This is a genomic window from Variovorax sp. S12S4 (genome assembly GCF_023195515.1).
In the GTDB taxonomy this organism is placed as follows: domain Bacteria; phylum Pseudomonadota; class Gammaproteobacteria; order Burkholderiales; family Burkholderiaceae_C; genus Variovorax.
The window spans coordinates 2751082-2777819 of the sequence record NZ_JALPKR020000002.1; the positions used below are offsets into that span (position 1 = coordinate 2751082).

Sequence of the window (26738 nt, forward strand, 5' to 3'; positions counted from 1 at the left end):
GCTCCGAAGCGGTCACTCAGAGGTAGGTAGCTCACTCGTGCTGGATGGGAGCAGAGACTCGAGTTGTTTGATGGCGCGTGCGTGCCAAGCTTCAAGCGGTGCCCACCCAACCGGCGGCTTGCCCCACCAACTCATGAACCCAGATTTTCCAAAGCCGCCAACCTCTACTCCGTAGGAGGTGCCATCGATTCCGATAGTTGAAGCCAAAGCAAAAGGCGAGAGTTGCATTGTCCGAAGCTCGGATAACAGGCCGCTGAAGCTCTCTTCGACCACGGGTGATTCCGCACCGAAAGTGATTGGCTGAGAATCAACAGTCGGGACTTGGTCCCATACGACTCGACGGACGAAGAAGCTTTTACCGCTTTCGAGGATGGACCATGCGGCGCATGGCCTAAACGAGGGATACATCCAAACGCGCAGTAGCGCGATCCCTTTTCTCGGCGCTAGCCCGGGGTATTTCTCGGGTGCTTCAAGCAGGGCCAATGCCCGCTCATATTGAATCGTGCTCATCTAAACCTTATTGACTGGGCTCTTCACTTGTTGGTGGTGATCGCGAGAGGCCGCTCCTGGCCGAAAGGTCTGGTTGTGGCCGAATGTAGCCGGTCGCAGCCTCGGAGCTTTGGGCCCAGAGCGGTTTTTCGCGCCAGTAGAAGCGGCCAATGGTCGTACCCCATCTGCGATGTGTTCCGCCGCGCCTTTGAAGGGACGTGCGCGAAGGCGCTGTTTCGACCACGGGCGCTGCCCGACCGAGCACGAGCAAACTGGCCGCCATTGCACGCTTCGCTCGCCAGCGAAGTGTAGGAAGCCCTTGCTTGTGATCATCGGCGCACCATGCGCATCAACACCCTCAAAACCAACCCGAACGCGTGCCGGCCCGGGCCGGCCACAGAATGGGCATTGCTCGCACTGCTTGCCACCCTCTGGGGCGCTTCGTACACCTTCATCAAGATCGGTGTGGCGACCATTCCACCACTCACACTGATCGCGTCGCGCACGCTTGTCGCCGGCCTGCTGCTACTCGCTGTACTGCGGCTGCGCGGCGTGCGGCTACCTCGCGATGCGGCGAGCTGGCGACGTTTCATGTTGCAGGCATGCTTCAACAGCGTCCTGCCCTTTACGCTGATCGCCTGGGCCGAACGGAGCGTGGGTGCAGGCCTCGCGACCATCCTCAACTCGACTTCGCCCATCTTCATCTTTCTGCTTGGTCTTGGCCTACAAGGCGCAGAGAAATCTTCGCTGCTGAGGCTGGTAGGCGTGGGCGCAGGGTTGGCGGGCATTTGCCTGATCGTGGGCTTTGAAGCCTTAGGTGGGCTCGGGCGCTCCTTGCTCGCGCAGTTGGCCCTGGTCGCAGCCGCCGTCTGCTACGCCTGTGCGGCTACGCTCGGACGCATGTTCAGAGGCCTTGACCCGATGGTGCCGGCTGCAGGCTCGCTGCTGAGCGGCGCGGCGGTTCTGCTGCCCGCCAGTCTGATCGTAGACAGGCCCTGGACATTGACCCCTGCTGCCGAGTCGGTGCTGGCGGTATTGGCGCTCGCCGTGTTCTCGACCGCATTGGCCTTCACGATCTACTTCCGGCTCATCCGCACGCTGGGCCCGATGTCGACCTCCGCGCAGGCTTACCTGAGGGTACCGATCGGAGTCGCGATCGGCGTGACGTTCTTTGGCGAACGGCTGGCCCCCACCGCGTGGCTCGGTCTGGCGTGCATCTTGGTCGGCGTCATCGCAATGACATTGCCCACCCGCAGTAGGCGCGTCGAGGTCGGCCTCGATCGATGAACTAGCTAGACGAGGGCACAGCAACTGGGCGGTGCGGTTGAATGTCTGGTTCGGGCCGAGGGCTGTCAACCCACCGATGATCGGCGAAGCAGGGACTCGGCTTCGTCATAACTCAAAGGCTGGCCCTTCGATTCGGCGAATTGCTGTACTCGCCAAGGGTCAATTACCTCCGGGTCGCTGACAACCACGTGCATATCGACGACGAGGTGGGGTGCTGGAGCTCGCCGGGTGAAGACCACGCCAGCTCCGTGTTTCTGTGCTTCCCAACGCTCGCCCTGAACTTCGAGATCCTCAGCTATCTGAACGCCGAGGAGCCATTTATTCCCCTGCACCTCGGGGCAACGCTGCAGCAGCGCCTCACTAAGTCTTCGCTGCCACTGGACCAGTTCTTCTATCAGGCCATCATTCATAGGCTGGTGAGTCAATGAGTTGAGCGTCCGGTTTTGGCCGACTCTAGCCTCACGACCAGTCGGTGCAAAGGGGTTCGTTGCGAACAGCGCCGCTGCCCCGAAGCAGTCATTTGGAAGAACTGTGCGGCACGTTCTTGACCAAGACGGTCGGAGACAGCTTTTCGGCGGCTTCGTGCTCTTTGGCGACATCACGCTTGGCCCACCCCGCCGGCCTTGTCCGCATAGGCGATGAACGCAGCAACCGCAAGTGACAGCAATGAAGTTGTCAGCATTGCGCCGAGTACTGCAACGCGTGCGTTTGACGCATTGATCACCAGTCCCGAGGAAAAGGCAATGATGCCGGCGCCGATCACAGTCAAAGCCGCCGCCAATCCCGACGCAGTCCCCGCAAGATCTGGGTGAAGTGAAAGTACTCGGGCATTTGCCGCGGGCATCGTCAATCCATTGCCCAGGCCGATGCTCACGCACGGACCGAAAAACGCAAGCGGGTGGGTCACCCCGGCAAACACCAAACCGAGGCCAATCAGAAGGCCCAAGCATGTGAGGATACGGCCTGCAAAAATAAGCTCGTTAGAGGGTCGGTGGGAACCGGCGTGTCCAACAACGTAGCTCCCAATGATGAAGCCGGCAGGGACCAGTCCCATGTAAAAGCCAAGCGCCATGCCAGACGTGTCGCCGCGTTGCGCTGCGACCAGTGGTGCCCCCGAGGAAGACATACAGCGTCCCCGAGGCGAGGGCCATGCAAAGAGCATGTGCGAAAAATTGCCTCGAGCGCAGTAGTTCGCCATACCCCCTGAACTGCAGCACGACGGATTTTGATGGGTGACGGTTCGTCTCTGGCAGATGAAACGCCACCAGGTACAGACCGGCGATACCGAGGAGTGCGAACGCGATGAAGTTTGCGCGCCAGCCGAAGCGCGAATCGAGCATTCCACCAAGGACCGGCCCGATCATCGGAGCCACGGCCCAAGCAGAAGAAACATAGCCGATCCGGCTGGCCACTGCACGCTCGTCCGAGGTGTCGCGAATGGAACCAAGGGACACCGCATATCCCGCGATCACCGCGCCCTGGAGTAAACGACACAAGAGGAACGTGCGAATGTCGACCGCTAAGCTGCAGCCGATGGAGGCCGCCACAAAAATGGCCATTGCGATCAACGCCACAGGCTTCCGTCCAAACCTGTCCGAGAGGGTGCCCGCAATCAGATGTGTGAGCGCGGTGGCCAAGGCGTACCCGGCGATGGCGACGTTGACCACAGCAAATTCCACGTCGAGGTCCTTGGCGATGCTCGGCAGTGAGGGCACGAACATGTTGATCGGCAGGACCGCGAGTGCAGAAAGAGCAATCAGGACCGAAAGAGGCGGGGCTTCCTGAGCTTGCGAGGACATTGCTGTTGAACTCCTTGACTCGTGGCTCTCGAATTCCTCGGAGAGCCCGGGATGACCTGATCACGGAACGGTGCGGTTGCACGGCTTCAATCGCTCGCGTTGGGTCAACAGGAGTTCAACGTGTCGCCAGTCCTCGTGAAGCCTGGAGACGTGATGAGCAGGTGGATCGCTGCTCAGTGAGCGGGTGAGCTCGAATGGGGGAATTGTGCCCCACTGGCGAAGGGCCGCTCTTGGCCGAATGTAGCCGGTTGCGACCGGCAGAGCTTCGGACTCAGAAGAGTCACGCCTCGCTGCTGCAGCGGTCACGAGGAGGCAGCTTCATCCACCTGCGCCTGGATGACAGCGAACGTCTCGGAGGGATTCGCTGAGCGAGAGATGGAACGTCCAATGACGATGTGGCTCGCGCCCCAACGTATTGCGTCGAAGGGTGTGGCCACTCGTGCCTGGTCATTCTTCGCATCGGTTTGAAGTTGCGTGCCAGGGGTAACGATGAGCATCTCCGCCGGGAGGAGTCCGCGGAGCAGCCGCGCCTCTTGGGCTGAAGCGACCACCCCGTGGCAGCCGGTCGTAGCGGCCAGCTTGGCGAGTCGAACGACTTGCTCTGGGACCGTGGAGTTCAAGCCCAGTTCCGTGAGGTCCTCGTCTCGCAAGCTTGTGATGACCGTCAGCGCCAGGACGTTCAGTTTTGGGTACGAGCGAGCGGCTTGCACTGCGGCCCGCAGCACAGCGGATCCCCAGATGCATGAACGGTGACCATAGATACCCCCAAAGCACCGGCCGCTGATACCGCACCGGCCACCGACGTAGGTATTTCGTGGAGCTTCAAGTCGAGAAATACTTCCTTGCCGCCTGAAATCAGCTTTCGAACCACGGTTGGGCCTGCAGCAGTTAGCAGTTGAAGGCCGACTTTGTAGAACCCAGCCAACGCTCCGAGTTGCTCCACCAGTTCCAATGCTCCGGTGGCCGAGTCGAAGTCAAGCGACACGACAATGTTGTTCTTCTGTGACATCACTGTGCGCAAAGTGAAGAGTTCGTTTGGATGACCGGTTCTGGCCGTAACGAGCCGTTGAGGTCGAGACATCGAAACGTTCAACCATACAGGTGACGCCGCCGCCGGCCAGGTGCGTCAATGACCAAGACCCCGATACCTGGGCGCAATTCCTACACCGGCAATCCCGTTTAGCCCACGCCACGGCATCGCCACGAGCATTGAATCTTGGCTTCTTGCCGAAATGATGAAAAGGAGCAGGCATGCCCAAGCGAGCACAAGATCCTGGTGACGAGGCGGGCCGCCTCGACCCCATCGGCCCTCATGGCCCCAATCCGCCGTCGCACGGCCGAGTGAGCGGCGGTGACCCCGGAGCGGAAGACGAAGTTAATTTCGACGACGATGAGATCTACTCAGGCACTGGTAACAACAGCCGGCGCGGCGGGACTTCAAAAAGCGCGGGTGCTGACAGCGGGGCACTCGGCCCGCCGTCGGAGCAGTTGTCAGACAGCAACCAGCCGCGCGAGAAGAACGCGAACGGAACCGGGATGTAGCGCCACTGGCGTGATGCAGGAACGGCCTTGGCCCTGTAATCGACCAATCGGCGAGAACCTCCACCAAGCGCTAATGGGACATCGAGCATCGTTGAGCTACTACCGGGCCATGACTGGTACTGGATACTTGGCAGGATGCTCCGGCTGCCCTTCGGGGGTCAGCCTTGCCTTCGCAAAGCAGTCAATCTCAGCAGGCAGGGCGACGCCCGATTGCGCCGAGCGGGTCCAAATGTTCGCCGCTACCTCCACCGCATTGGGGTTGTCGTAGCAGCCCCGAGAGAGTGCGCGCAGATTGGGCCAGCGCTCAAAGGTAAGGCCGACGGTCGTTCCGCAAGTTGGGCAGAACTCGACATAGACCTTCTTCCCGCTTACATCCGATGTGTGCTCGTACTTGCGTATCTCGCCATCGTTGAACTCGACTGCCTCGACGGGGAATACGGAGTTGGCGTAGAACGAGGAGCCCGTCATCCGCTGACAGAAAGTGCAGTGACAAACAAGGGTTCTAAGCGGCGCCTGTTTGACGCGGAACTTGACCGCTCCGCAGAGGCAGCCACCGTCAAGAACAAACGGCATCCTGAAGCTCCTGGTTCAATTCTTCGATGACGCGAGGCGACATCTTTGAATCCTGCCACAGGTCTGACCGTCAGCTCCTGGCCTGAACGAGTCAACCGATATCAGCCCCCCATGGGAGAGCAGAGCTCAACGAGCGTGCCGTCTGGGCAGCGCACATACGACACGACTTGTCCCCAGGGCTTGGTGCGAGGTTCGGCCAATTCTGTCGCGCCCGCCGCCAACGAGCGCATGTGCGCAGATTCAACGTCGTCGGTAACGAAACCCAGTTCCATGCCCAAAGGCTTCTTCGACTCCGAGGCGGCTACATGGCCGCCGTCAAAGTTTGTGGATGCCAGTTCGTGGTGCGCGAAGGCAAGCGTCGTACTCCCAGTCTCAACCTCGCCGTACGTTCCAGACTCATGCAGGAACCGTCGAGGGAAGCCAAATGCTTGCTCAAAGAACCGTAACGAGGCTTCGACATCTGGCACGTAGATGATGGTGTATCCGAACTTCATTTGTGGTTGAGCGTTGATTCGTGTAGCCGCCCAATGCTGAGCGTGCAATTCAATCTTGCCATGTCGGCGGCCGGAAGCATGCTTCACTGCAAGGAGAGGCGGATGGCCCGCTTTTGGCCGACTGTATCCGGTCGCAGCCTTGGTGCAGCGACGGGCCGCGCGGCAGGCGTGCGCTACAACCGACTGCTAGCCGCGCTCTCGCCGGTAATGCATTGCCACCGCACCGTTGCCGAGCGGCTTCGCCGAGACGAGCTCAAGCCGTCGCGTGCTGGGCAACCCGCTCTGGTACAGGGTCGGGCCGTGGCCGGCGATCCTGGGGTGAACGAGGAACTTGTACTCGTCGATCAGATCCAGCCGGTCCAGCTCGGCCGCGAGCTTGCCGCTACCGAGGAGCACGCCGGCCGGGGTCGCGTCCTTGAGCCTTTGCACGCCCGAGCGCAAGTCGCCGGCGATGTGGTGGCTGTTGGCCCACGAAAAGTCCGTTCGCGTCGACGACACGACGTACTTCGGCTTGGTCTCCAGCTTGATCGCCCATTCGCGCACTGCTGGCGGCGCGTCCGCATCGCCGTGGGCGACGGCCGGCCAGTAGCTCTCCATCATCTCGTAGGTGGTGCGGCCCCACAGCATCGCCCCTCCGTCGTCCATGAGGCGGGTGAAGAAGGCGTGGGTCTCGTCGTCTGCGATTCCCTCCTGGTGGTCGACACAGCCGTCCAGGGTGAGGTTGAGGCTGAAGGTTAGAAGTCCCATACGAGTCTCCTCCGAGTCAAGCGGTCGCTGGACTGCCGCTTGTCGACGAATGCCTGCGCGAATCCTGCGCGAGGCCTACTATATGTGCGACAACCCGAGTTTTCCGGCAAGTGCGAACCTTCCGTTTCCACATGAGGAGGACGAAATGATCCAGCAGTCGATTGAGATCCGCAGTGCCACGTCCGACGAGATTCCGCGCGCCGTTGCTGCGATCGTGGCGGCATTCCTCACCGATCCGCCTGCGCGGTTCGCGTGGCCTTCGGTGCACGACTATCTCTTGGCCATGCCCGTGGCCACAGGCGAGTTCGCAGGCAGCAGTTTCCAGCACGGCACGGCCTATGTGTCCGTGGACTTCTGCGGCGCCGCGCTCTGGCTGCCTCCCGGCGTGGCGCCGAACGGCCAGGCTCTCGACAAAGTGTTCCGCGACACGGCAAAGCCCGAGCACATGGACGACCTGCTGGCCACCTTCGAGAAGATGGAAAAGTCGCATCCTCGAGAAGCTCATTGGTACTTGCCCCAGATCGGCGTCGAGCCGAACGCCCAGGGCAAAGGCATTGGGGCGGCGTTGATGCGCCACGCTCTCGCCCGTTGCGATGAGGAGCGATCGCTGGCATACCTCGAGGCGTCGAAGACGCAGAACATTCCGTTCTACCAGCACCACGGCTTCGAGGTGATAGGCCAGATCCAGGTGGGTTCGGCCCCGCTCGTCACGCCCATGCTCCGCAAGCCCCGCCGGCCAGAAGCCTGACCCCGCGGAACTGGACGGCTTCCTGCGGTCCCGGACGCAAGGCAGATGCGCCACTGACGCTCGTGCTGGCCGTCACAGGCGACCTTGTCTCATACATTAGTGGTAACGAACCACAGACTCGGCCGATGCATCGCGACTCCACCCCCCGCGCAGGAACCATCAGCAGATGGCCTGGTGGGCCGTGGCGCTGTGGCTGGCCTTGCCATGTGCGAGCGCCATGCAGCCGCCAGTTGCGGATGCGGCAGCGGGGCAGCCCGATGGCGCTGTCCACATCACGCGGGCCGAGTTGCTGTCCATCACGGGTACGGGTTATTCGGCCCCGCCGCGACGCATCGAGGAAGCCAGGCTGCCGGTCGACGGATGGCTGGAAGTCAGCCTGCCGCACACGGCCGAGCGCGAACTGGTTCCCACGTCGTCAGGCGGTGTGAACACCATCACCGATTGGTACCGCATCGAGCTGGCCGGCTTGGCGCCATCGGCAGCACAGCCGCGCCTTCTCTACCTGCCGCGTTGGAAGACCCTGGGCCGCATTGCGGTGTACGGCGACGGCGTGCTGCTCTACCAATCGCAAGGCAGCGCCGTGCACAACGGCTACAACCAACCCTTGCTTGTGCCGCTGAACGCGGCGGCCAACACGCCTCCTCCGCGCTCGGTGCTGATTCGCATCGATCGCCTGCGCAGCAGCGGCAGCGGAGTTTCGACGGTCTGGGTGGGTGACCAGCACTCGCTCGGCTGGCGCTACCAGGTGCGCCAGTTGCTGCAAGTGCAGTTGCCGTTCATGGGCAGTGCCGCATTCCTGGCGGTGGGCGCGTTCGCGTTTGCGGTGTGGCTGGGCCGAAGGCGCGAATTGCTCTACCTGCTGTTCTTTGCCATCTCGGCACTGGCCTATTTGCGCACGCTCCACTATTTTGTGAGCGGCGACTACCTGCCGATTTCGGACGAATGGTTCGAATGGATCACCGTTGTCTCGCTGCTCTGGCTGATCATCCTCATCCACCTGTTCTTGCAGCGCTTGCATCAGCAGCCCTCGGCCTGGCTGACCCGCTTGTCTGTCGCCCTGGCGCTGGCCTGCAGTGTCGCGACCCTGCCGCATGCATCCGAGGCGATGCCGAGTCTCTATCTGTTCACGCCGCTGCTCAACCTGGCGGTGCTGCCCGTTGCGGTACTGATCTTTGCCGTGAACCTGCGCAAGGCATTGCGTGCGAAGCTGCCCGAGGGGCGCCTGGTGGCCGGCTGGGCGGTGGCGGCCGTCGCGTTCACCTCGTATGACGGGCTGCTGCAAAACAACCTGGTCAGCCCTGAGAGCGTGTACACCTCCCCCTACGCCATCATCAGCCTGTTCTTCATCTTCTCGTACATCATGTTCCAGCGGTACACGGGCGCGTTTGCCGAAGTGGCCCGGTTGAACAAGGGGTTGGCGCAACGCCTGCAGGCGCGCGAAACCGAGCTGGAGCAAAGCTACCAGCGGCTGCGCGTGGTCGAGAACGAGCAAATGCTCGGCGCCGAGCGCCGGCGCCTGATGCAGGACATGCATGACGGGTTGGGGTCTTCGCTGATCAGCGCCATTCGCTCGGTCGAACAAGGCGCCATGACCGACAGCGAGATCTCCGGCGTGCTCAAGGGCTGCATGGACGACCTGAAGCTGGCCATCGATTCGATGGAGAGCGTGGATGCCGATCTGTTGCTGTTGCTGGCCACCTTGCGCTTTCGCCTGGCACCACGCATAGAGAGCGCCGGCCTCGCGCTGCGCTGGGAAGTGCAGTCGGTGCCCGCGCTGTCGTGGCTGAATCCCGGCAGCGCACTGCACATCTTGCGCATCATGCAGGAGTGCGTGGCCAACGTGCTGCGCCACACCCGGGCCACCACCATCCGCTTCAGCACCGCAACGGACGGGCAGGGCGTATGCGTGGTGATCGAAGACAACGGCGAGGGCTTTGCCGTGGAGGAGGCGCTGCATCGACGAGGCCGGGGACTGCGCAACCAGCAGCGGCGCGCAACGGCCATCGGCGGCACCGTCAACTGGGAATCCGGCAGCGCCGGAACGCGCTTCACGCTCTGGTTGCCGCTTGAACAGGTCGCCGGCACCGAATTCGTTCCCCAGTGATGCACCCGCCGCCCGCATATTCGAGCAGCCCAACTGGCTACCATGCGGTTTCTCCCAGCCGACAATCGTCCCATGACCCTGCGCATCGTTCCCAAATGCTGAGTGCTCCTGGTATCGGCTGCCACTTCGGACAACGGCTCGCATCGCAGTACGGCATCGACGCGGTTCAGTCCTTCGTGAGCAGGTCGCGCCGCGGCTGCGAACTGGGCATTGCGCGCATGCGCTATGAGCTGCCGCATCTCTTCGTGCTCGCGCCGCTGCCCACCGAAGACGCGTTCTTGCTCAGCGTGGAGATCAATCCGGGCGGCAGCCGGCGCATCATCCGCGACGGCAACAGCCGGCAACTGGGCCTGCAGCAAGAGGGCGCTTTTCACATTGCCGATCTTTCGCGGCGCATCTCGGCCTACGTGAGCAGTCCGTTCCATTCGGTGTTCTTCCACCTGCCGCGCACAACCATCGATGCGTTCACCGAAGAAATGGAAATGCCGCGTGTCGACCGGCTGGGCTGCCCCGCCGGCACGCTCGATCCGGTGGTCGCCCATCTGGGGCGCGCCATGCTGCCGGTGCTGATGCATCCGCAGGATGCGAGCCGGCTGTTCGTGGAACACCTGGCGCTGGCGCTGAAGGCGCACGTGGTGCATGCCTATGGCGGCGTAGCCGGGCCGGCGCCCGTGCAAGGCCGTGGCCTCGCGCCTTGGCAGGAGCGCCGCGCCAAGGCGTTTCTCATGGAGCACCTTGCCGGGGACGTGTCGCTGGGCGACGCCGCGCGCGAATGTGCGCTGTCGCGCAGCCACTTCAGCAAGGCCTTCAAGCAGACGACGGGGCAGACGCCGCATGCATGGCTTGTAGCGCAGCGCGTGCAAGCGGCGCGCCGCCTGCTGGGGCAGCCGCATCTTCCGATCGCGGAGATTGCCACCGCCTGCGGCTTTTCCGACCAGAGCCATCTGACGCGGGTGTTCACCGCGCACATGGGCACGTCTCCCGCGCGCTGGCGGCGCCTGAACGCGGGCTGATTCGGGCGCCAATTCGCGCACTGTGCTGACGGTTCAGAGCGACCTCGGCAGCAGCGCCGGAACCAGTTGCCGGTTCAGCTGCTTAACCCACCACTGAAGCGCCTTTCCCTTGGCGCCGGTCTTCCATGCAAGCCAGAATGCCTCGGGGGCGCGCGGCTCTTCGGTTTGCAGCTCGATGAGCGTGCCGCGCTTCAGTTCGCCCTCGATGCAGGCCCTCGGCAAGAATCCGTGCCCCAGGCCCGCGGCCTGGCAGGCGATCTTCGCGGCCATGCTCGGCACCGCCACGCGGTGCTGGCCGGCAAGCAGCCCCACGGTGCGGTCGGAGAGGGTGCGCGCACTGTCGCTCACCACGATGGCGTTGTGTTCCAGCAGGTCGCCGCGATGCAGCGGCCGCTCGAGCCGGGTCAGCGGATGCGTGGGCGCCACGCAGAACGCGAACTCGAGGCTGCCCACCATCACCGCCTGGTAGCCCCCGCCGGCCGGCCCCTCGCCTGCGGCAATGACGATGTCGGCGCGCCCTTCGCGCAATGCCTCCCACGTGCCGGTGAGCGCTTCGCACCCGATGCGCAGCCGCGTGCCGCAGCGCAGCGCCTCGAACGCGCGGATGTCGTCGATCAATGCTTGCGTGGGAATCAGCGAGTCGTGCACCAGCCGCAGTTCCGATTCGAACCCGGTGGCGATCTGCCGCATGCGCGATTCGAGATCGCCCGCGGCGCCGAGCAGCCAGCGGCCTTCCTTCAACATTTCTTCGCCGGCCGCGGTGAGTGTCACGCGCGGCCCGTTGCGCACGAACAGCAGCATGCCCAGCTGCTCCTCGAGCTTGCCCACGGCGTAGGAGATGGTCGAGGGCACCTTGTTCAGGCGCGTGCCCGCGGCGGCGAACGAGCCGTGGCGCGCAATGGCGTCCACCAGTTCGATGGCTTCGAGGCTGAGCTTGAGCACGGCAGGTCCTTCAAGAATTGAATCATCGAAAAATTCGATTATTGACGGCTAAAAGTTTCGTCAACAGGCCTTGGTGAAAGAAAGATGATTCAGCCATGCCTCGGAGATTCTTCTCCGAAGCGATTGTGAATCACATCGAACCAAACAACCACCAAGGACCTCAATCATGTTGGAAATTCGCAGCGCCAATGACCGCGGACTTGCAGACTTCGGCTGGCTCAACTCCCGCCACACCTTTTCTTTCGGCCACTACCACGACCCGGAACAAGAGGGCTTCTCGGACCTGCTGGTGATCAACGACGACCGCGTGCATCCCGGCCGCGGCTTCGGCACCCACCCGCACCGCGACATGGAAATCTTCTCGTACGTGCTCGACGGCGCGCTCGAGCACAAGGACTCGATGGGCACCGGCTCCGTCATCCGCCCCGGCGACGTGCAGATGATGAGCGCCGGTACCGGCGTGCGCCACAGCGAGTTCAATTCGTCCGCCACCGATCCGCTGCACTTCCTGCAGATCTGGATCGTGCCCAACGCCAAGGGCGTTGCACCGCGCTATCAGCAAGTGCACTTCGCGCCTGAGGAAAAGCGCGGCCGGCTGCGGCTGATCGTCTCGCCCGAAGGCACCGACGGCTCGCTTGCCGTGCACCAGGACGCCCGCGTCTACGCCGGCCTGTTCGACGGCGATGAAGCCGCCTCGCTCACGCTCGGCCCCGATCGCCATGCCTATGTGCATGTGGCGCGCGGCAGCGTGGAAGTCAACGGCCAGCGGCTGGGGGAGGGCGACGGTGCGCGGGTGCGCGGCGAAGAGCGGCTCGACCTGGCGCGCGGCCAGGGCGCAGAGGTGCTGGTGTTCGACCTGCGCCCGAAAGAGTTGCCTTCTTTCTGACATTGCACATGCGCCCGTGGCCGGCGCGGACGGCAAATGTCCAAACGGCCTCACTAATCGACAAGACAGGCATCGGCGCCGAAACGACGATGCATGGCAACACAAGACCCAATTTTTTCACCAACTCACGGAGAGTCCCATGTCCATCAAAGCCACCCCTACCGCCGGTTCCAAGCTGCTCAACCCCGCCGACCACACGCTGGTCATGATCGACTTCCAGTCGCAGATGGCATTTGCCACGCACTCGATCGATGCGGTCAACCTGCGCAACAACGCCGCCCTGGTCGCCAACGCGGCCGCCGGCTTCGGCGTGCCGACCATCCTCACGACCGTGGCCGAGAAGAGTTTCTCGGGCCCGATGTTCAGCGAGATCACCGATGCCTTCCCGGGCCAGAAAATGCTCGACCGCACCTCGATGAACACCTGGGAAGACGCCGCGGTGATCGACCGCGTGAACGAGATCGGCAAGAAGCGCATCGTGCTGTCGGGCCTGTGGACCGGCGTGTGCATCGTGGGCCCGGCGCTGTCGGCCATCGACCAGGGCTTTGAGGTGTTCGTGATTGCCGACGCTTGCGGCGATGTGTCCACCGAAGCGCACAACCGCGCCATGGATCGCATGGTGCAGGCCGGAGCGCAGCCGATGACCTCGCTGCAATACCTGCTCGAGCTGCAGCGCGACTGGGCCCGCACCGACACCTACGAGATGACCACCGGCATCGCGAAGAAGTTCGGCGGCGCCTACGGCCTGGGCGTGACCTACGCCAAGACCATGTTCGGCGCCCACGAAGGCTGATGGCCAGGTGAACGGAATGAAGCCCTACGTCCTGTCGCTCGCGCTCGGCCTGCTGGTCGGTGTGATCTACGCACTGTTCCAGGTGCGCTCGCCGGCCCCGCCGGTCATTGCCCTCGTGGGGCTGCTCGGCATCTTGCTCGGCGAGCAGATCCCGCCGCTCATCAAGAGCGTGATCAAGCCTGATGCCGTGGCCACCTCGTGGCTGCGGCACCAGGTCAAGCCGCATGTGTTCGGCGAACTGCCGCAATGCGCCAAGGCCGAAGCCGGCACCGCAGCCGGAAAGAAGGACGCCTGACATGGCCGGCACCACCGCCCCCCAATTGATCCTGCACAACGGCCGCTTCACCACGCTGGACCGCGCCAACCCCGTGGCCGATGCCGTCGCCATTGCGGACGGCCGCTTTACCCGCGTAGGCCGCGCGCAAGACATCCTGCCGCTGGCGGACGGCGGCACCCGGGTCATCGACCTGCAGGGCAGGCGCGTGCTGCCGGGCCTCATCGACAACCACCTGCACATCATTCGCGGCGGGCTCAACTTCAACCTCGAGCTGCGCTGGGACGGCGTGCGCAGCCTGGCCGACGCCATGGCGATGCTGAAGCGTCAGGTCGCGATCACGCCGGCGCCGCAATGGGTGCGCGTGGTAGGCGGCTTCACCGAACACCAGTTCGTTGAAAAGCGCCTGCCGACCATCGAAGAGCTCAACGCCGTGGCACCCGACACGCCGGTGTTCCTCTTGCACCTGTACGACCGCGCGCTGCTCAACGGCGCGGCGCTGCGCGCGGTGGGCTACACCAGGGACACGCCGGCACCGCCCGGCGGAGAAATCGCGCGCGATGCAGCCGGCAACCCGACCGGGCTGTTGCTGGCCAAACCCAACGCGAGCATCCTCTACGCCACGCTGGCCAAGGGGCCGAAGCTGCCTTTCGAATACCAGCTCAATTCCACGCGCCACTTCATGCGCGAGCTCAACCGCCTTGGCGTGACCGGCGCCATCGACGCAGGCGGCGGCTTCCAGAATTTCCCAGAGGACTACCAGGTGATCCAGCAGTTGGCCGATGCCGGCCAGCTCACCATTCGCCTGGCCTACAACCTGTTCACGCAAAAGCCCAAGCAGGAGAAGCAGGACTTCCTCAACTGGACGGCCACCTCGAAATACAAGCAGGGCGACGACTACTTTCGCCACAACGGCGCGGGCGAAATGCTGGTGTTCTCGGCGGCCGACTTCGAAGACTTTCGCCAGCCGCGGCCCGACATGGCGCCCGAAATGGAGGGTGAGCTCGAAGAAGTGGTGCGCGTGCTGGTGCAGAACAAGTGGCCGTGGCGCATGCACGCCACCTACGACGAAACCATCGACCGTGCGCTCGACGTTTTCGAGAAGGTCAACCGCGACACCCCGCTCGCGGGCCTGAACTGGTTCTTCGACCATTGCGAGACCATCTCCGAAAAATCGATCGACCGCATCGCCGCGCTCGGCGGCGGCATTGCCGTGCAGCACCGCATGGCCTACCAGGGCGAATACTTCGTCGAGCGCTACGGGGCCGGTGCGGCCGAAGCCACGCCGCCGGTGAAGCGCATGCTCGAGAAGGGCGTGAAGGTGTCCGCGGGCACCGACGCCACGCGCGTTGCCTCGTACAACCCGTGGGTGTCGCTCTCGTGGCTGGTCACCGGCAAGACCGTGGGCGGCATGCAGCTCTACCCGCAGCGCAACTGCCTGGACCGCGAGGCGGCACTTCGCATGTGGACCGAGAATGTGACCTGGTTCTCGAACGAGGTCGGCAAGAAGGGCCGCATCGAAGCCGGCATGCTGGCCGACCTGATGGTGCCCGACCGCGACTTCTTCGCCTGTCCCGAGTCCGAGATTGCCGACACCACGGCGCTCCTGACCATGGTGGGCGGCAAGGTGGTGTATGCCGCGGGCCCGTTCCAGCCGCACGACGAGGGCGCGCCGCCGCCGGCCATGCCCGACTGGTCGCCTGTGCGCAGCTTCGGCGGCTATGCCGGCTGGGGCGATGCCGAGGGCGCGCCGCTGCAAAAGGCGATGCGCCGCGCGGCCATGGCCTGTGCCTGCGCCAACAACTGCAGCGTGCACGGCCACCAGCATGCAACCGCCTGGAGCAGCAAGCTGCCGATTGCCGACCTGAAGAGCTTCTGGGGTGCGTTGGGCTGCGCCTGCTGGGCGGTGTGATGGCCATGCGCTGGACCACTTCACCCGCGGTGCGCTGGGTCGCCTTGCCGCTGCTCTGCGCGGCCTACCTGCAGGGCGGCATCAACAAGGCCATGGACTTCAACGCGGCCATCGCCGAGATGAACCACTTCGGCCTGTCGCCCGCCGCACCGCTGGCAGTGGCCGTCATCGTGCTGGAGCTGGGCGCCTCGGCGCTCATTCTCACGGGCTTCCTGCGCTGGCTCGGCGCGCTGGCGCTGGGCGGTTTCACGCTGATGGCGACCTTCGTCGCGCTGCGCTTCTGGGAAATGCCGCAGCCCGAGCGCTTCATGGCCGCCAATTCATTCTTCGAACACCTGGGCCTGGTCGGCGGCTTTGTGCTCGTGGCCTGGCTCGACCTGAAGGAGCGCACCCATGACTGATTCCCCCAAGGGCGCTGGCGCTTCGCCGCCCAGCGCCTTTGCGCCGCTGCGCCAGCCGGTGTTCGCGGTGCTGTGGGCGGCCACCGTGCTCGGCAACATCGGCAGCTTCATGCGCGACGTGGCGAGTTCGTGGCTGGTGACCGATCTCTCGGCCAACCCGACCGCGGTGGCGCTGATCCAGACCGCGGCCACGCTGCCGATCTTTCTGCTGGCGATTCCGGCGGGCGTGCTCTCCGACATCCTCGACCGGCGGCGCTTCCTGATCTTCGTGCAGCTGGTGCTCGCGGCCGTGAGCGGCACGCTGCTGGTGCTCTCCCACACCGGCACGCTCACCGTCGAATACCTGATCGCGCTGACTTTCGTCGGCGGCATCGGCGCGGCGCTCATGGGGCCGACCTGGCAATCGATCGTGCCCGAGCTGGTGCCCCGCAGCGACCTGAAGAGCGCGGTCGCGTTGAACTCGCTCGGCATCAACATCGCGCGCTCCATCGGCCCGGCGGCAGGCGGGCTCATTCTCGCGAGCTTCGGCGCCGCCGTGACCTACGGCCTGGACGTGCTGAGCTATGTGTTCGTCATTGCGGCGCTCATCTGGTGGAAGCGCCCCGCAGCCGTCGACACCGGGCTGTCCGAAAACTTCTTCGGCGCTTTCCGCGCCGGCATCCGCTACACGCGAGCGAGCAAAGAGCTGCATGTGGTGCTGTTGCGCGCGGCGGTGTTCTTTGTGTTCGCAAGCTCTGTGTGGGCGCTGCTGCCGCTCGTGGCGCGCCAGATGCTCGGCGGCACGGCGGGCTTCTATGGTGTGTTGCTCGGCGCCGTGGGCGCGGGCGCCATCGGCGGGGCGCTGCTGATGCCACGGCTGCGCGCGCGGCTCGATGCCGACGGCATGCTGCTGCTGGCTTCGCTGCTCAGCGCTGCCGTAATGGGCGGGCTGGTCTTTGCACCCCCGCAATGGCTCGCGGTGGTGCTGTTGTTGCTGCTGGGGCTGGGCTGGATCATCGCGCTCACCACGCTCAACGGCGTGGCGCAGTCCATCTTGCCCAACTGGGTGCGCGGCCGTGGGCTGGCGGTGTACCTCACGGTGTTCAACGGCGCAATGGCGGCCGGCAGCCTGGGCTGGGGCCTCGTCGCGCAGCAGATCGGCGTGCCTTACACGCTGGTGGCGGGCGCCGTGGGCCTGGTGGTTGCGGGCCTCATCTTCCACCGGGTGCGCCTGCCCACCGGCGAAGCCGACCTGCAAGCCTCGAACCACTGGCCCGAGCCGCTTTTGGCCGAACCCGTGGCGCATGACCGCGGGCCGGTGATGGTGCAGGTCGAGTACCGCATTCGCAAGGAAGACCGGCCTGCGTTCATGGAAGCGATGAAGCGCCTGTCGCTCGAACGCCGCCGCGACGGCGCCTATGCATGGGGCGTGACCGAGCACACCGGCGACGCGGAGCGCGTGATGGAGTGGTTTCTCGTCGAGTCCTGGGCCGAGCACCTGCGCCAGCACCAGCGCGTGTCGCATGCCGACGCCGACCTGCAGAACGAAGCGGTGCGCTTTCACATCGGACCCGGAAAGCCCGAGGTGCACCACTTTCTTTCCCTCTGATTTTTCGATGTCGGCTTTCTTTTTCTTTTCTCCTTTCTCCTTTCTCCTTTCCCTCAACTCCACTACCACTGAAAAACCATGACCACACTGACATTGCGCGACGGCACCGAGCTCTACTACAAGGACTGGGGCACGGGCCAGCCCATCCTCTTCAGCCACGGCTGGCCGCTCAGCGCCGACATGTGGGACGCGCAGATGCTGTTCTTCGCGGAACGCGGCTACCGCGTCATCGCGTTCGACCGCCGGGGTTTCGGCCGCTCGAGCCAACCCTGGACCGGCTATGACTACGACACCTTTGCCGACGACATCGCCGAGCTGATCGAAAAGCTCGACCTCAACGACGTGATCCTGGCGGGCTTCTCGATGGGCGGCGGCGACGTCACCCGCTACATCGCGCGCAAGGGCAGTGCGCGCGTGGCAAAGCTTGCGCTCATCAGCGCCGTGACGCCGCTGTTCATGAAGACCGAAGACCACCCCGTGGGCCCCGACGCATCGCTGTTCGCGGGCATTCGCGCCGGCCTGGCCGCCGACCGCCCGCAGTTTCTCGACGACTTCAGCACGCTCTTCTACGGCACCAACCGCCCGGGTGCCAACGTGTCGCAAGGCGTTTTCAAGCAGACGCTGCAGATCGCGCTGCAAGCCTCGATCAAGGCCACGATCGACTGCGTGACCGCGTTCTCCGAGACCGACTTCCGCCCCGACATGGCCAAGATCGACGTGCCCACGCTCGTGATCCACGGCGACGACGACCAGGTCGTGCCGATCGACGCCACCGGCAGGCTGGCAGCCAAGATGATCAAGGGCAGCCAGTTCAAGGTGTACGCCGGTGCGCCGCACGCCACCTGCACCACGCACAAGGACCAGGTCAACGCCGACCTGCTCGCGTTCATCCAGGGCTGATTGCTACACGGGCCATCAAAAGCCTGGCCGCGGCGGCGCTGTGTCTGCAACCCGCATCCTGCGCCGCCAGATGCCTGGCGGCACGCCGGCATGCTGCGAGAAGACACGGGAGAAGTGGCTTTGATCGGCAAAGCCGCAGGCCGCGGCAATGTCCGCCAGCGAAGCGCCGGCGTTCATGAGGAGCGCGCGCGCGTGCTCCAGCCGCTGCGCAATCAGCCATTGATGAGGCGTGCAGCCGGTGGTCTCGCGAAAGGCATGAATGAAATAGCTGCGCGACAGCCCGCATGCGTCGGCGATCTCGGTGATTGAAATGCTGCCGTCGAATTTGCTGCGCAGCATTTCTGGCGCGCGCCTCGTGCGAGCGCGACAGGATCCGGTTGGTGCGGGGGCCGACGTTGCCGCGCCGCCGTAGGTTTCGACGAGATAGCTCGTCATGGCAACACTCAGCTGCTCGACGAACAACATGCTCGCGCCGGCGGGGTTCTCGAGCGCCGGCGCCAGGGCCTCGGCAAGGTTGAGCAGCACCTCGTCCCGGACGCCCGCCACATGGGCAAGGCTGCCGACGCGCTTGCCCGGCTTTTCCTCGATGGCCCGGTCCAGGCTGGCCTGCGATATCTCGAGCAGCACAAAATCGAAAGGGCGCCGGATGTCGGCACGATAGCGTTCCGAAAAACCGCGAATGTAGATCGATCCCCTGTCGAAGTCGTGGCACGAGGCATGCCGCCCGGCCACGATGCGCCGGCTGTGGCCGTCGCGCATCGAGATGCCGAGCAGCACGCCGCGAGCGCTGGGCTCCGTCTCCACATGGTGGAGGTGAGGCTGGGCCATGGTCTTGCGGTGGATTCCGACGCCGTTTGCGCTCAGGCCCTGGTCCCGTTGAAGATGGCTGGACATGCACCCGAGCGTGTCTTTCGGTGCCGGCGTGACTCGCAGCGGCGATGCTTGCGGAGCGGGCGGAAACGGGATTCTGCTTTGCGCCAGACGGTCGCTTTCAACATGCATGGGTGGACGGAACAGGGAAGGGGAGTCGGCAAGCCTATCAGGAGCACGGGCATTCGAAGCCGCGCGGGAGCTTCCGGTAGACTGTTTGCATGCGTCGGCGCTTCGCGATTGTTCTTCTGCTGCTCTCTGCCTTTTGGCAGGCCTTTGCCATGGCCGGGCAGACGACGGCGTTCGCGGATGCGCAGGAAATCGGGCACGCCGTTCTTCACTGGCAAGGCGAAGCCCACCATCATCACGATGACGGATCGGTCGCGCTGGACGAGTCCGACGAATCCCTGCAGCACGTTGCCTCCGATGGTTGCCTGGGCAGCTCGGCAGTCTGGGCGACCATGTCGTTCACCTTTGCGCCGGCCGTCGGCGCACCGCCGCTGGCGGTGAACGAATTGCCAAGAGCCGGGCCGCATCCCGACGGCCCTCGACGACCTCCAAGACTGACCGCCTGAAAACGCCCTTGCTCACCCAGCGCTTGCGCGGGTGGGTCGTTTTCATGCAGGCGAAACCCGCCGGACGATGCCGTGCCTTGGTGCACGCGATCCGCGGGGCTCCTCGCCTCCACGTCAGTCAGGAGTCTTGTGAAACCCGTTCCATGGTTCGTGTCCTGCGCCGTCGCAGGAAGCGTGCTTCTGGGAGCCGCGCCCGCAACTGCGCAGGCGCCCGTTCCTTCGTCCGTTTTGCCGGCCGGCGTGACGCTCGGCCGCGCCCTCGAGGCCGCCTGGCAGCGTGCCGTGCAGGCCCGGGAATCGGATGCGCAGGCCCGGCGCGCCCGGGCCGAGCAGACCGCCGCGTCCAGCCTTTGGGCAGCGCCGCCCGCCGTCGAGCTGAACCACCTCAACGACCGCGCGCACTCGAATGCGGGGCGGCGCGAAACGGAAGTCGGTCTTGTCTGGCCGCTCTGGTTGCCCGGCCAGCGCGACGCGCGCGCCGCGGCGGCCGACGCCGAGTCGAAGCTTGCCGACGCCGCAACGCAAGCCGCCCGATTGCGCGTGGCCGGCCAGGTGAGGGAGGCGGCGTGGAAGCTGTCGGCAGCCCAGGCCGAAGCCGCTTCGGTGGCCGCGCAGGCGCGCTATCTCCAAGGCATTGCCGACGACGTGCAGCGTCGCGTCCAGGCCGGCGATCTCGCACGAGCCGATGCACTGGCGGCGCGCGCCGACCTTCTGGAGGCCAGATCTGCGCAGAGCGACGCCGACCAGCGCGTGCAGGCCGCGCGCGCGCAATGGAAAACGCTGACCGGGCTGGAGGCCATGCCGCGCTTGCAGCCTCCGCCGGCGGCGAGCCTTTCCGATATGCCCACCGAAGAACACCCGGAACTGCGCCTGGCCGCGCAGGCCGTCGAGCGTGCGCGCAAGCGGCTGGATTCAGTCAACCTGTCGCGCCGCGACCCGCCCGAACTCTCCGTCAAGTTCCGCGAGGAATCCCCGGTTTCGGAGAGGCGGCGCAACGCGGCATCGGAATCGGCCTTCGAATCCCGTTCGGCACCGACAGCCGCAACGCGCCGTTGCAGGCGGCGGCGCTCGGCGAGCTCGACGTGGCCGAGGCCACCGAGCAGCGTTTGCGCGAGCGGCAAGACGCTGACCTGGCCCTGGCGCGAAGTGCGCTGCAGAGCGCCGCGCAGCAACTCGACGGCACTCGCGATCGCGCAGGGCTGCTTCGCGAGCGCGCCCAACTCGTCGACACGTCATTCAAGGCCGGCGAGACCTCGCTCCCCGAACTTCTGCGTGCCGCCAACGCGGCGGCGCAGGCCGATGCGGCACTCGCACGCCAGCAGGCCGCCCTGGGCCTTGCCCACGCCCAACTCCAACAAGCACTCGGACTTCTTCCATGATCGATTCATCGAACGCCACACAGCGCAGGTGGCATCAACGCCTGGTGCTACTCGCAGCGGCCCTGTTCCTTTTCTTCGCAGCCGGTGCCATGGCATCGCCTGGGGCCCATGGCCCGAATGGCGAGCATCTCGATGGCCCCACCCAGGCGGCGTCCGGCGCGAGCAAGGCACCACGCATGGAAGCCAGGTCGGAGGCCTTCGAACTGGTCGGCCAACTGCGCGATGACGAGTTCTCGATGCTGATCAACCGGTTCGAGACCAGCGAACCCGTGCTGGACGCAAAGGTCGAGATCGAGACCGGCGCACTGAAGGCGCCCGCAAAGTTCCACGCGGACATGGGCGACTACGCGGTGGACGATGCCGCGTTCCTCAAGGCATTGAAGGCCCCCGGCGCGCATGCGGTGGTGGTCACCATCGTGGCGGGTGCCGAGTCCGATCTGCTGGAAGGCACGCTCACGAGCGAAGGTGCCAACGCGCATTCGCATGAAGACGGGCACGGCCATGGAATGCCGACGACGGCATGGCTGGTCCTGGCGCTCGTCGCGCTGGGTCTTGTGATCTACGCGCTGAGCCGCAGGCCCGGCGGCCGCACGGCAACACGCGATGGAGACGCTCGATGAAGCAGATGACTTTTTCAGCGCCGCGGTGGATGACGCGCAATCACCGGTGCGCAGCGCTCGGCATTCTTGTCGCCCTGCACCTCGCCGCCCTCGGCACCGCATCCGCCGCGCCAGGCGCCCACGGCCCCAACGGCGAGCACCTGGATGCGCCGACCGGCGGAAGCACCTCCGGCCTGGCCCGGCTGCCCGACGGCAGCGTGCAGGTGCCGATGCTGGCGCAACGGCGCATGGCCGTACGGACGGTGCTCGCGAACGAAACCGAGGCCCACGCGACCGTGGAGCTTTCCGGCCGCATCGTGATGGACCCGAATGCCGGCGGGCGCGTGCAGCCGGCGCACGGCGGGCGGATCATGCCGGGGCCGGCGGGACTGCCGGTGGCGGGGCAGGCCGTGCAGCGCGGCGAGGTGCTCGCCTATGTGCAGCACCATGCGGAGCCCTATGCACTTGCGGCGCAGCAGTCGCAATTGGCCGAGTTGCGAAGCAACCGGGAGCTGGCGGCAAAGCGTGTGCAGCGCCTGCAGTCGCTCGAAGGCACCGTGCCGCGCAAGGAGATCGAAGCCGCCCGGGCCGAGCTCGAGAGCCTCACGGCGCGGGAGAAAAGCATTGGTGCCAGCCTGGGCTCGCGGGAGGCACTGACGGCGCCTGTCGCCGGTCTCATCGCGCGTGCCGATGCGGTCGCCGGCCAGATCGTCGAAGCGCGCGACGTGCTGTTCGAAGTGATCGACCCCAGCCGTGTGCTGGTCGAGGCCACAACCGCCGACCCGGCATTGCCGACACGCGTCGGCGACGCCTTCTTGCAGGGCATTCCAGGTGTCAGGCTGAAGTTGCTCGGTGCTGCGCGGTCCTTGCGCGACGGCGTGCTGCCGCTGACCTTTCGCGCGCAGCCCGAGAAGGCGGGCACCCCGATGCCCCTCGCGGTCGGGCAGCCGGTCACGGTCGTCGCATCGCTCAACGAGCGCATCAAAGGGTTCGTCTTGCCCGCGCAGGCCGTCGTGCGCAACAGCTCGAACGAGCCGATCGTCTGGATCAAGTCCGGCGCCGAACGCTACATACCGCAGCCGGTGCAATACCGCGCGCTCGACGCCGCCACCGTGATCGTTACCCAGGGCCTGGGCGCCGACAACCGCGTGGTGGTGCAAGGCGCACCGCTCATTGCGCAGATCCGCTGAACGGAGCCGCTCCACATGTTCAACTGGATCGTTCGAAACAGCCTGCGCAACCGCTTGTTCGTGCTCGCGATTGCGCTGCTGCTGCTGGTCTACGGTGCTATCACGGCGTGGCGCACGCCGGTCGATGTGTTTCCGGACCTCAACAAGCCGCTGGTCACGGTGCTGACCGAAGCGGGTGGCATGGCACCCGAGGAGGTAGAGCAGCTTGTCACCTTTCCGCTGGAGACGGCGCTCAACGGCATGCCGGGCGTGACCCGCGTGCGTTCGACCTCGGGCATCGGCCTTTCCATCGTGTATGCCGAATTCGACTGGGGCACCGACGTGTACCGCAACCGCCAGCTCGTGGCCGAGCGCCTCGCACAGGTGCGCGAGCAACTGCCGGCGGGCATTGCGCCCATCATGGGCCCGGTCTCCTCGATCATGGGCGAGGTGATGCTGATCGCATTGCCGCTGTCTGCGGGCGATGGCAAGACTGCCGCCGACCCGATGCGGGCGCGGGAATATGCCGACTTCGTGCTGCGGCCGCGCCTGCTGTCGATTGCGGGGGTGTCGCAGGTGATACCGATTGGCGGCGATGTGCGGCAGTTGCGGGTGGAACCCGACACGGCGCGCATGGCGCAGTTCGGCGTCTCGCTCACGCAGGTCGAGCAGGCGCTGCGCGGCTTCGCCGGCAATGCGGGCGGCGGCTTCATCGACCTCAACAGCCGCGAATACCTCATCCGCCATATCGGACGGACCAACCGCGTCGAAGACCTGCAGGGCGTTGCGGTGGCCTGGAAAGATGGCCGTGCGATTCTGCTGAGCCAGGTCGCCGAGGTGCGCTACGCAGCCGCCATGAAGCGTGGTGACGCCGGCTACAACGGCGCGCCGGCAGTGATCGTGAGCGTGCAAAAGCAGCCCGCGGCCGACACGGTGCAGCTCACCGGTGCCATCGAGGCCGCACTGGGTGAACTGAAGCAGGGCTTGCCGCCCGGACTTGCCGCGCCCAAGGTGCTGTTCCGGCAGGCCGACTTCATCGAGTCCTCCATCGGCAACGTGAGCGAGGCGCTGCGCGACGGCGCGATCATGGTGGCGATCGTGCTGTTCGCGTTTCTGCTCTCGGCGCGCACCACGGTCATCTCTCTGGTCGCCATTCCTTTGTCGCTGGCGGTCACGGCACTGGCCTTCAAGCTGCTGGGCCAATCGATCAACGTGATGACGCTCGGCGGCCTGGCCATTGCCATCGGGGAGCTGGTCGACGATGCGGTGGTCGACGTCGAGAACATCGTGCGCCGCCTCAAGCAGAACCGTGCGGCGGGCAATCCCCTGTCCACCATGGAGGTGGTGCGGCAAGCCAGCGTGGAAGTTCGCTCGGGCATCGTGTATGCCACGGTGATTGTGGTGCTGGTGTTCGTGCCGCTCTTCGCGCTGCCGGGCATCGAGGGGCGGTTGTTCTCGCCCCTGGGCATTGCCTACATCGTGTCCATCCTGGCCTCGATGCTGGTGTCGATGACCGTCACGCCGGTGCTGTGCCATTACCTGCTGCCGAAGATGAAGCGGCTGGAACATGGCGACAGCCCGCTGGTCACGCGCCTCAAGCGCTGGGATGAAAAGGTGCTGGGCTGGTCGTTCGCGCGCGCGAAGCTGCTGATCGCCATCGCCGCGCTGGCGGTTGCCGCGGCTGCGGCCAGCGTGCCGTTCTTTCCGCGCGCCTTTCTGCCGGCGTTCAACGAAGGCTCGCTGGTGCTGGGCATGGTCTTCAATCCCGGCACGGCGCTGGCCGAGGCCAACCGCATGGGCGCGCTCGCCGAGACGCTGATCGCCGATGTGCCCGAGGTAACGCAGGTGGGCCGGCGCACGGGCCGCGCCGAGCTCGACGAGCATGCCGAAGGCGTGCATTCGGCCGAGATCGATGTGGACCTGAAGCGCTCCGCGCGCAGCCGCGAGGCCGTGATGGCTGACATCCGGTCGCGGCTTGCCGTGCTTCCGGCGCAAGTCGCGGTCGGCCAGCCGATCTCTCACCGGCTGGACCACCTGCTGTCGGGCGTGCGCGCACAGATTGCGCTGAAGATCTTCGGCGACGACACCGACACGCTGCGCGGCCTGGGCGAGCAGATGCGGCAAGGCCTTTCGGGCGTGCCGGGCCTCGTCGACCTGACGGTGGAAAAGCAGGTGCTCATCCCGCAGATCACCGTGCGCCTCGACCAGCGCAAGCTCGCGCAGACCGGCCTTTCACCCGGCGAGGCGATCCGCGTCCTGCAGGCGCTCACGGATGGTGCGCATGGCGCGCAGATCGTGGACGGCCTGCGCCGCTACGACCTCGTGCTGCGCCTGCCCGATGGCCGGCGCAGTCCGCAGGACCTGGCTACGACGCTGATCGACACGCCTGCGGGGCGGCTCCCGGTTTCTGCCATTGCCACAGTGGAGGAAACCGATGGCCCGAACCAGATCGGACGCGAGAACGGGCGAAGGCGCATCGTGGTGTACGCCAACACCGACGGCTCAGACATGGGGCGCGTGATCAAGGACATCCGCGCGGTGATCGCGAAGACCAACCTGCCCCCGGGCACCTTCGTGAGCCTCGAAGGCCAGTTCCAGGCACAGGAGCAGGCCGTGAAACTCATCGTGGGCCTTTCGCTGATCTCGCTCGCGATGATCTTCCTTGTGCTGTATGCGCGCTACAGGTCCGCGGTGCTGGCCGGCATCATCATGGCCAACATTCCGCTCGCACTCATCGGCAGCGTGGTGGCGATGTGGCTCGCGGGCGTGAGCCTTTCCGTCGCATCGATGGTGGGCTTCATCACCCTGGCCGGCATTGCCACACGCAACGGCATCTTGAAGATCAGCCACTACATCAACCTGTGCAGGTTCGAAGGAGAAGCCTTCGGGCAGGCCATGATCGTGCGCGGGTCGCTGGAGCGGCTGACGCCGGTGCTGATGACCGCGCTGGTCGCTGCCTTTGCGCTCACGCCGCTGCTGCTGGCGGCCGATGCGCCGGGCAAGGAAATCCTGCATCCGGTGGCGGTGGTGATCTTTGGCGGCCTCGTGAGCTCGACGCTGCTGGACACGCTGTTGACGCCGGTTCTCTTCTGGCTTTTCGGCCAGCGCGCCACCGAGCGCCTGCTCGAAGCGGAGCCGGTCGAAGCCGGTATCCGGCCCACACCGCAGGAGGCCTACTGACGCAGATCCCGACTCCCAAAGGCACCGCGGCGCCGCCTGTCCAAGCGCGCCGAGATGGAACACAGGAACCCCACACAATGAAATCCGGAAAATTCAAGCACCTTTTCGCCGCGCTCTTGTTGTCTTCGTCGGCCGTTGCGACCCTGCCTGCCTACGCCCATGGCGCTGCGCCGGCGCGGCACGGCGGTGTTGTGCAGACTGCAAGCGACATGTCGTTCGAACTCGTGCCCGCCGCCGACGGTGCGGCGCTTTATGTCGTCGATCACGAGGCCGACTACAACGTCAAGCAGATGGGCGGCAAGCTGACCGTTCTGAACGGTGCCGAGAAGACTGAAGCCGAGCTCAAGCCGGCGGGCGGCAACAAGCTGGAAGCCAAGGGCGTCAAGCTCGGCAAAGGCGCCAAGGCAGTGGCTACGGTGACGGAAGGCCGCAAGACCACGACGGTGCGCTTCACGATCAAGTAGCCCAGAGAGC

The 26738-nt window shown here is 65.2% G+C and carries 27 protein-coding genes and 2 pseudogenes; 19 read left to right on the plus strand and 10 right to left on the minus strand.

Annotated features, from left to right (window positions below; all coding sequences use genetic code 11):
- Nucleotides 1–12: 12 nt before the first annotated feature.
- Entirely contained in the window at nucleotides 13–510 is a 498-nt protein-coding gene (locus tag M0765_RS13480; RefSeq protein ID WP_258504117.1) for a hypothetical protein, read from the minus strand.
- 321 nt (nucleotides 511–831) lie between these two features.
- Here M0765_RS13480 and M0765_RS13485 point away from each other — a divergent pair, with 321 nt between their 5' ends.
- Nucleotides 832–1776: a DMT family transporter gene (locus M0765_RS13485; RefSeq protein WP_258504118.1), complete on the plus strand. Its 945-nt coding sequence runs from the start codon at nucleotides 832–834 to the stop codon at nucleotides 1774–1776.
- A gap of 65 nt (nucleotides 1777–1841) precedes the next feature.
- On the opposite strand, the gene M0765_RS13490 is transcribed toward M0765_RS13485, so the two are convergent.
- The 4 genes and pseudogenes from M0765_RS13490 to pyrF all read right to left on the minus strand — a co-directional run bounded on the left by M0765_RS13490 (nucleotide 1842) and on the right by pyrF (nucleotide 4656).
- A complete protein-coding gene (locus M0765_RS13490; RefSeq protein ID WP_258504119.1) occupies nucleotides 1842–2186 on the minus strand; it encodes a DUF6896 domain-containing protein in 345 nt (114 codons plus the stop codon).
- Between the two features lie 188 nt (nucleotides 2187–2374).
- The gene (locus M0765_RS13495; RefSeq protein WP_258504120.1) at nucleotides 2375–2722 is read right to left on the minus strand and encodes a hypothetical protein; all 348 of its coding nucleotides are present in this window, start codon (nucleotides 2720–2722) and stop codon (nucleotides 2375–2377) included.
- 34 nt (nucleotides 2723–2756) lie between these two features.
- Nucleotides 2757–3575, minus strand: coding sequence for an MFS transporter (locus M0765_RS13500; protein WP_258504121.1), 819 nt, complete (start codon nucleotides 3573–3575; stop codon nucleotides 2757–2759).
- A gap of 302 nt (nucleotides 3576–3877) precedes the next feature.
- Nucleotides 3878–4656, minus strand: a pseudogene (pyrF, locus tag M0765_RS29430) (orotidine-5'-phosphate decarboxylase).
- A gap of 170 nt (nucleotides 4657–4826) precedes the next feature.
- Here pyrF and M0765_RS13515 point away from each other — a divergent pair.
- On the plus strand, nucleotides 4827–5117 hold the full coding sequence (locus tag M0765_RS13515) for a hypothetical protein (protein WP_258504123.1): 291 nt from the start codon (nucleotides 4827–4829) through the stop codon (nucleotides 5115–5117).
- Nucleotides 5118–5216: 99 nt separating this feature from the next.
- On the opposite strand, the gene M0765_RS13520 is transcribed toward M0765_RS13515, so the two are convergent.
- The 3 genes from M0765_RS13520 to M0765_RS13530 all read right to left on the minus strand — a co-directional run bounded on the left by M0765_RS13520 (nucleotide 5217) and on the right by M0765_RS13530 (nucleotide 6931).
- Nucleotides 5217–5690 (minus strand): GFA family protein, encoded by a 474-nt coding sequence (locus M0765_RS13520; protein ID WP_258504124.1) that lies wholly within the window; start codon nucleotides 5688–5690, stop codon nucleotides 5217–5219.
- A 101-nt stretch (nucleotides 5691–5791) separates the two neighbouring features.
- Nucleotides 5792–6184 carry a VOC family protein gene (locus M0765_RS13525; RefSeq protein ID WP_258508253.1) on the minus strand — a complete coding sequence of 131 codons (393 nt, stop codon included), beginning with the start codon at nucleotides 6182–6184 and terminating at the stop codon, nucleotides 5792–5794.
- Nucleotides 6185–6370: 186 nt separating this feature from the next.
- On the minus strand, nucleotides 6371–6931 hold the full coding sequence (locus M0765_RS13530) for a dihydrofolate reductase family protein (RefSeq protein WP_258504125.1): 561 nt from the start codon (nucleotides 6929–6931) through the stop codon (nucleotides 6371–6373).
- Between the two features lie 145 nt (nucleotides 6932–7076).
- Here M0765_RS13530 and M0765_RS13535 point away from each other — a divergent pair, with 145 nt between their 5' ends.
- From M0765_RS13535 to M0765_RS13545, 3 genes are all read left to right on the plus strand, one after another.
- Nucleotides 7077–7679, plus strand: a complete 603-nt coding sequence (locus tag M0765_RS13535; RefSeq protein WP_258504126.1) for a GNAT family N-acetyltransferase — start codon at nucleotides 7077–7079, stop codon at nucleotides 7677–7679.
- 166 nt (nucleotides 7680–7845) lie between these two features.
- A complete protein-coding gene (locus M0765_RS13540) occupies nucleotides 7846–9783 on the plus strand; it encodes a sensor histidine kinase (RefSeq protein WP_258504127.1) in 1938 nt (645 codons plus the stop codon).
- A gap of 95 nt (nucleotides 9784–9878) precedes the next feature.
- The gene (locus M0765_RS13545; protein WP_258504128.1) at nucleotides 9879–10796 is read left to right on the plus strand and encodes an AraC family transcriptional regulator; all 918 of its coding nucleotides are present in this window, start codon (nucleotides 9879–9881) and stop codon (nucleotides 10794–10796) included.
- A 33-nt stretch (nucleotides 10797–10829) separates the two neighbouring features.
- Here the strand turns inward: M0765_RS13545 and M0765_RS13550 are convergent, their stop codons facing one another.
- Complete coding sequence (locus tag M0765_RS13550) at nucleotides 10830–11738, minus strand: LysR family transcriptional regulator (RefSeq protein ID WP_258504129.1); 909 nt, start codon at nucleotides 11736–11738, stop codon at nucleotides 10830–10832.
- Between the two features lie 166 nt (nucleotides 11739–11904).
- Here M0765_RS13550 and M0765_RS13555 point away from each other — a divergent pair, with 166 nt between their 5' ends.
- From M0765_RS13555 to M0765_RS13585, 7 genes are all read left to right on the plus strand, one after another.
- The gene (locus tag M0765_RS13555) at nucleotides 11905–12624 is read left to right on the plus strand and encodes a pirin family protein (protein ID WP_258504130.1); all 720 of its coding nucleotides are present in this window, start codon (nucleotides 11905–11907) and stop codon (nucleotides 12622–12624) included.
- Between the two features lie 139 nt (nucleotides 12625–12763).
- On the plus strand, nucleotides 12764–13417 hold the full coding sequence (locus M0765_RS13560) for a hydrolase (protein ID WP_258504131.1): 654 nt from the start codon (nucleotides 12764–12766) through the stop codon (nucleotides 13415–13417).
- Nucleotides 13418–13433: 16 nt separating this feature from the next.
- On the plus strand, nucleotides 13434–13712 hold the full coding sequence (locus M0765_RS13565) for a XapX domain-containing protein (protein ID WP_258504132.1): 279 nt from the start codon (nucleotides 13434–13436) through the stop codon (nucleotides 13710–13712).
- A gap of 1 nt (nucleotide 13713) precedes the next feature.
- The gene (locus M0765_RS13570; RefSeq protein WP_258504133.1) at nucleotides 13714–15603 is read left to right on the plus strand and encodes an amidohydrolase; all 1890 of its coding nucleotides are present in this window, start codon (nucleotides 13714–13716) and stop codon (nucleotides 15601–15603) included.
- Between the two features lie 5 nt (nucleotides 15604–15608).
- Nucleotides 15609–16004 (plus strand): DoxX family protein, encoded by a 396-nt coding sequence (locus M0765_RS13575; protein WP_258504134.1) that lies wholly within the window; start codon nucleotides 15609–15611, stop codon nucleotides 16002–16004.
- On the plus strand, nucleotides 15997–17592 hold the full coding sequence (locus M0765_RS13580; RefSeq protein ID WP_258504135.1) for an MFS transporter: 1596 nt from the start codon (nucleotides 15997–15999) through the stop codon (nucleotides 17590–17592). Before M0765_RS13575 ends, M0765_RS13580 begins: the two co-directional genes overlap by 8 nt.
- Nucleotides 17593–17670: 78 nt before the next feature.
- Nucleotides 17671–18492: an alpha/beta fold hydrolase gene (locus M0765_RS13585; RefSeq protein ID WP_258504136.1), complete on the plus strand. Its 822-nt coding sequence runs from the start codon at nucleotides 17671–17673 to the stop codon at nucleotides 18490–18492.
- A gap of 15 nt (nucleotides 18493–18507) precedes the next feature.
- Here M0765_RS13585 and M0765_RS13590 read toward each other — a convergent pair whose 3' ends face one another.
- Nucleotides 18508–19320, minus strand: coding sequence for a helix-turn-helix transcriptional regulator (locus tag M0765_RS13590; protein ID WP_258504137.1), 813 nt, complete (start codon nucleotides 19318–19320; stop codon nucleotides 18508–18510).
- A gap of 263 nt (nucleotides 19321–19583) precedes the next feature.
- Here M0765_RS13590 and M0765_RS13595 point away from each other — a divergent pair, with 263 nt between their 5' ends.
- The 7 genes and pseudogenes from M0765_RS13595 (at nucleotide 19584) to M0765_RS13620 (ending at nucleotide 26728) form a co-directional block, all read left to right on the plus strand.
- A complete protein-coding gene (locus M0765_RS13595; RefSeq protein WP_258504138.1) occupies nucleotides 19584–19937 on the plus strand; it encodes a hypothetical protein in 354 nt (117 codons plus the stop codon).
- Nucleotides 19938–20219: 282 nt separating this feature from the next.
- Nucleotides 20220–20297, plus strand: a pseudogene (locus tag M0765_RS29230) (hypothetical protein); the annotation flags it as partial.
- Nucleotides 20298–20989: 692 nt separating this feature from the next.
- Entirely contained in the window at nucleotides 20990–21316 is a 327-nt protein-coding gene (locus tag M0765_RS29235) for a transporter (protein ID WP_342456008.1), read from the plus strand.
- Nucleotides 21313–21936: a hypothetical protein gene (locus tag M0765_RS13605; RefSeq protein ID WP_258504139.1), complete on the plus strand. Its 624-nt coding sequence runs from the start codon at nucleotides 21313–21315 to the stop codon at nucleotides 21934–21936. Before M0765_RS29235 ends, M0765_RS13605 begins: the two co-directional genes overlap by 4 nt.
- 5 nt (nucleotides 21937–21941) lie before the next feature.
- Nucleotides 21942–23105: an efflux RND transporter periplasmic adaptor subunit gene (locus M0765_RS13610; protein ID WP_446751596.1), complete on the plus strand. Its 1164-nt coding sequence runs from the start codon at nucleotides 21942–21944 to the stop codon at nucleotides 23103–23105.
- Nucleotides 23106–23120: 15 nt separating this feature from the next.
- Nucleotides 23121–26264: an efflux RND transporter permease subunit gene (locus M0765_RS13615; RefSeq protein WP_258504140.1), complete on the plus strand. Its 3144-nt coding sequence runs from the start codon at nucleotides 23121–23123 to the stop codon at nucleotides 26262–26264.
- Nucleotides 26265–26341: 77 nt separating this feature from the next.
- Entirely contained in the window at nucleotides 26342–26728 is a 387-nt protein-coding gene (locus M0765_RS13620) for a hypothetical protein (RefSeq protein WP_258504141.1), read from the plus strand.
- Nucleotides 26729–26738: the final 10 nt, after the last annotated feature.

Coding starts and splice junctions, on each gene's coding strand:
- M0765_RS13530 (WP_258504125.1), bottom strand. CDS start 6,931: ATGGGACTTCTAACCTTCAGCCTCAACCTCACCCTGGACGGCTGTGTC.
- M0765_RS13500 (WP_258504121.1), bottom strand. CDS start 3,575: ATGTCCTCGCAAGCTCAGGAAGCCCCGCCTCTTTCGGTCCTGATTGCT.
- M0765_RS13620 (WP_258504141.1), top strand. CDS start 26,342: ATGAAATCCGGAAAATTCAAGCACCTTTTCGCCGCGCTCTTGTTGTCT.
- M0765_RS13485 (WP_258504118.1), top strand. CDS start 832: ATGCGCATCAACACCCTCAAAACCAACCCGAACGCGTGCCGGCCCGGG.
- M0765_RS13490 (WP_258504119.1), bottom strand. CDS start 2,186: ATGAATGATGGCCTGATAGAAGAACTGGTCCAGTGGCAGCGAAGACTT.
- M0765_RS13575 (WP_258504134.1), top strand. CDS start 15,609: ATGCGCTGGACCACTTCACCCGCGGTGCGCTGGGTCGCCTTGCCGCTG.
- M0765_RS13540 (WP_258504127.1), top strand. CDS start 7,846: ATGGCCTGGTGGGCCGTGGCGCTGTGGCTGGCCTTGCCATGTGCGAGC.
- M0765_RS13520 (WP_258504124.1), bottom strand. CDS start 5,690: ATGCCGTTTGTTCTTGACGGTGGCTGCCTCTGCGGAGCGGTCAAGTTC.
- M0765_RS13605 (WP_258504139.1), top strand. CDS start 21,313: ATGATCGATTCATCGAACGCCACACAGCGCAGGTGGCATCAACGCCTG.
- M0765_RS13610 (WP_446751596.1), top strand. CDS start 21,942: ATGACTTTTTCAGCGCCGCGGTGGATGACGCGCAATCACCGGTGCGCA.
- M0765_RS13555 (WP_258504130.1), top strand. CDS start 11,905: ATGTTGGAAATTCGCAGCGCCAATGACCGCGGACTTGCAGACTTCGGC.
- M0765_RS13480 (WP_258504117.1), bottom strand. CDS start 510: ATGAGCACGATTCAATATGAGCGGGCATTGGCCCTGCTTGAAGCACCC.
- M0765_RS13535 (WP_258504126.1), top strand. CDS start 7,077: ATGATCCAGCAGTCGATTGAGATCCGCAGTGCCACGTCCGACGAGATT.
- M0765_RS13595 (WP_258504138.1), top strand. CDS start 19,584: ATGCGTCGGCGCTTCGCGATTGTTCTTCTGCTGCTCTCTGCCTTTTGG.
- M0765_RS13570 (WP_258504133.1), top strand. CDS start 13,714: ATGGCCGGCACCACCGCCCCCCAATTGATCCTGCACAACGGCCGCTTC.
- M0765_RS13585 (WP_258504136.1), top strand. CDS start 17,671: ATGACCACACTGACATTGCGCGACGGCACCGAGCTCTACTACAAGGAC.
- M0765_RS13565 (WP_258504132.1), top strand. CDS start 13,434: ATGAAGCCCTACGTCCTGTCGCTCGCGCTCGGCCTGCTGGTCGGTGTG.
- M0765_RS13560 (WP_258504131.1), top strand. CDS start 12,764: ATGTCCATCAAAGCCACCCCTACCGCCGGTTCCAAGCTGCTCAACCCC.
- M0765_RS13615 (WP_258504140.1), top strand. CDS start 23,121: ATGTTCAACTGGATCGTTCGAAACAGCCTGCGCAACCGCTTGTTCGTG.
- M0765_RS13545 (WP_258504128.1), top strand. CDS start 9,879: ATGCTGAGTGCTCCTGGTATCGGCTGCCACTTCGGACAACGGCTCGCA.
- M0765_RS13590 (WP_258504137.1), bottom strand. CDS start 19,320: ATGGCCCAGCCTCACCTCCACCATGTGGAGACGGAGCCCAGCGCTCGC.
- M0765_RS13515 (WP_258504123.1), top strand. CDS start 4,827: ATGCCCAAGCGAGCACAAGATCCTGGTGACGAGGCGGGCCGCCTCGAC.
- M0765_RS13580 (WP_258504135.1), top strand. CDS start 15,997: ATGACTGATTCCCCCAAGGGCGCTGGCGCTTCGCCGCCCAGCGCCTTT.
- M0765_RS13525 (WP_258508253.1), bottom strand. CDS start 6,184: ATGAAGTTCGGATACACCATCATCTACGTGCCAGATGTCGAAGCCTCG.